The organism is Desulfovibrio sp. 1214_IL3152 (assembly GCF_036763055.1).
Lineage (GTDB): Bacteria > Desulfobacterota > Desulfovibrionia > Desulfovibrionales > Desulfovibrionaceae > Desulfovibrio.
Window position 1 is genome coordinate 1 of record NZ_JBAIYW010000053.1, and the last position, 3,182, is coordinate 3,182.

General features: G+C 58.3%; 2 protein-coding genes and 1 pseudogene. All 3 read right to left on the reverse strand.

All coding sequences use genetic code 11. The annotated features are described in order from the left end of the window. Positions 1-387: pseudogene (locus tag V6C07_RS01010) on the reverse strand (alpha-amylase family glycosyl hydrolase); the annotation flags it as partial. 104 nt (positions 388-491) lie between these two features. Beyond that, complete coding sequence (locus V6C07_RS01015) at positions 492-1,490, reverse strand: NAD(P)-dependent oxidoreductase (protein WP_333534541.1); 999 nt, start codon at positions 1,488-1,490, stop codon at positions 492-494. Beyond that, on the reverse strand, positions 1,411-3,120 hold the full coding sequence (locus V6C07_RS01020) for a formylglycine-generating enzyme family protein (protein ID WP_333534542.1): 1,710 nt from the start codon (positions 3,118-3,120) through the stop codon (positions 1,411-1,413). Before V6C07_RS01020 ends, V6C07_RS01015 begins: the two co-directional genes overlap by 80 nt. Positions 3,121-3,182: the final 62 nt, after the last annotated feature.

Genomic DNA, 3,182 nt, shown 5'->3' on the forward strand with positions numbered 1-3,182 from the left:
AGAGGCATTGCCGGGCTGAACGCGCAGTTCCATATAACTGCCGTGGTGCAGCGACTCTTCCGGCACAACCAGTTCAAAAAAGCCTTCTGCCTGGGGGGTAAACTGAAAGTGTGCGTGGCGCTGGAAATTGAGCGCGTCGGTGGTCAGCCACAAGGCCGCCGCATGGGGCATATACTCGCGCAGCCGCCAGAAGCTGCGGCCCGCGGCATCTTTGATTTTGTGCGCGCCAAGGCTGTGGTGCAGGTTGGCATAGGCGCGCAATGAGCCGTACTGCTCTGTAATACGGGCCAGTTCCGTTGAAAATATTTCGCCTCTTTGTTGTAAAAAAAAGCGGTAAGGCTGCAATGCCGCATCTTGTAAGGGATTTTGAGGAACAGTCTGTGTCATGGCGGCCTCCATCGGCTGGTTGCCCCAAGGAGCAGAGGGCGCAGGCACGTCACGAAGAAACAAAGCCGCCCGGTGGGCAGGGCCGCCGGGCGGGAAAAACATCGCTAGCTGTGCTGCCGCCACTGTTTGCCTGAAAGGGAGGCAAGGCAGTCAACCAACGCCTGGGTTCCCAGGTTGCCCTGTCCCCGAGCCTGCATGCTGCGGTACAGTTCTTCGGCCAGGCCTATGCCGGGCAGCACAATCTGCATGCGGCGGCATTCTTCAAGACAGAGGCCAAGGTCCTTAATAAAGTGGTTGATGAAGAAGCCGGGGGCAAAGTCGTTTTTAAGAATACGACGGCCCAAAGTGTCCATGGCCTTGCTGCCCGCAGCGCCGCCAACCACAAGCTCCATCCATTGGGCGACATCAAGTCCGGCCTCCTGCGCAAAAAGGCAGGATTCGCACACGCTGAACATCACGCCGGCAACGGCGACCTGATTGGCTAGTTTGGCTTTTTGTCCAAAACCTGGACCGCCACAGTGCATGATGTTTTTGCCCATGCTGTTGAAGCAGTTTTCTAAGCGTTCATAGCCTTCCTTGTCGCCGCCCACAAAGATGGAAAGGGTTGCGTTGCGTGCGCCCACGTCGCCGCCGGTGACGGGCGCATCAAGCGACAGGCAGCCCTGCTGCAGGGCCACATCGGCGATGCGTTCGGCCAGCGAGGGACTTGATGTGCTCATGTCGCAGACGACGCCGCCGGTGGGCAGCCCCTGTAACACACCTTCCGCGCCAAGGATGACGTTTTCCACATCCTGCGGATAGCTGACAATGGTAAAAACCACATCGGAATTGGCAGCCACCTGACGCGGAGTGTCGGCCCATTGAGCGCCTTTGGCAAGCAGCGGGTCGGCCTTGGCGCGGGTGCGGTTGTACACGGTCAGGCTATGCCCTGCATCTTGCAGGTGACCGGCCATGGACAAACCCATAACCCCGGTTCCAATCCAGCCTATGCGCATTTTTTCAGCCATGTTAACACTCCTTTGGCTACTGAAAGCGGCGTTCCAGAATTTCCTTTTGCATGATCTCTCGCGGCAACGCTTTGTTTTTGCGCAACAAATCAACATGTTTGCGGTACAGATCAAGGTTGCGCCGCATGTTTTCGTTGAACGGGTCACTGCCGCTGAAATCCTTGCTCAGGGTATCATAGGCTGCTGACAGTGTTTCCGGCGTCATTTGCGCGCCGTCTTCCACCTTGCTGCGATAAAAGGTCAGGGATTTGTCGAGGCTGGTATCCAGCATGACAAGCCCTCTGCGGGCAGTATCCATTATCTGGCGCAGTTTTTCAAGTTCGGCGCCCTTGGTGGTCTTGCTTTCTCTCTGCATGCCATCCAACTGGGATTGCAGGGATTTTCTCCTGATAGAATAGTTGCGGATGGTCTCGGTCATATACACGCCGGTGCGTATGAGCGACTGTGCTTCCATCTGCTTTTGCCGCTCAAGCGTGATATTGTTTTCTTTAATGGTGTTGCGCAATTCCTGAAGATTTTTCTTTACTGCCTCATTGGGGGCGGATGCCAGCAGGCGGTCCAGTTCCTCAAGCGGGTTACGCGCGGCCTGTGTGTCGTAGCCCGCCGCTTCCATTGATTCCCCGGCGTTGCCCCATTCCGCCAGCAGTTCCTGGGGGCGTGGCCCGCCCGGGGTATTGATGCCGGAAATGACCGGGCGAAATCCCATATCGCGGGCATGCGCCGGGCCGTCGACCATGAAGAACGGCGTTTCTTCGCGGCGTCCGGGCAAAATTTCCGCCTCGCCGGAAAGAAAGGACCCGCCCTTGCGCACAAAGCCGCCAGCAGAACCGTGCAGCCTTCCGGCCAGTGAAAAGCGAAAGGCGTCCAGAACCATTTCAGCGGCATTGCCTGCGGTATCGTATATGCCCAAGGGGTTGGGCTTGCGTGAGCCGATGTTGGCGGTGTCTTCCGCTCTGGCGGCACCTTCCGGCCGATAAACGGCGTAGTCGGCCTTGTTGGACTCAGGCGGCAGGGCAAAAAAATCTTCCTGCAAAAGCTGCTGGCTGCCTGCCGTATGCCCGCCACGAGCGGCGTATTCCCATTCCGTTTCCGTGGGCAGGCGCACAAAGCCCACATTGCGGCTGTCGCCGGAAAAGCGGGGCAGGGACTGGGGAGAATTTTGCAAAAGCCATGCGGTATATTTGCGTGTAAAGTCCACGGCATCATACCAGCTCATGTCTGTCGCCGGTTTTGCCGCGTTGTTTGCCGGGGGCTGTGTGGCGGGGCAGGTCGCGTCCATTACCGCCTGCCATTGCAGCTGAGAAACCTCATACTTTGCAACAAGATAAAAGTAGTTTTGTCCTTTGGGAGCAAACTTTCGCCAATCGGGCGGCAGGTCTTCAAGGGTGAAAGCGCCGGAAAGCGCGGTATTGTAGCGACGGTCATAGAAGGCGCGGTTCGCGTTGGCGCTGTCATCCACGCCGGGGCGCAGGGGCATGTCCCACAAAAGCCCCTTGGCCGGCACGGCCACCAGCTTGAAGGCCATATCAAGCCCACAGGGCATGGGCAGCAGAATGTCGTCATCAGCGGGCCTGGGATTGCAGGCGTCTGCGGAGGTCAGTTCCCCTTTGCGGGCCAGAGCGGCTTTTGCCTGTTCCGCCGGAATGGCTGCCCCCAGCAGGGCGGCCAGCAGAACAAGGCGAAGCAGGGCAAGAAATGCGGAAAATCGCCCGGGTTTATATTTCACGAATGACCTCCGAAGGTTCAATGCGCGCAGCGCGCAGAGCCGGTCCCAGTGCCGCTGCCACG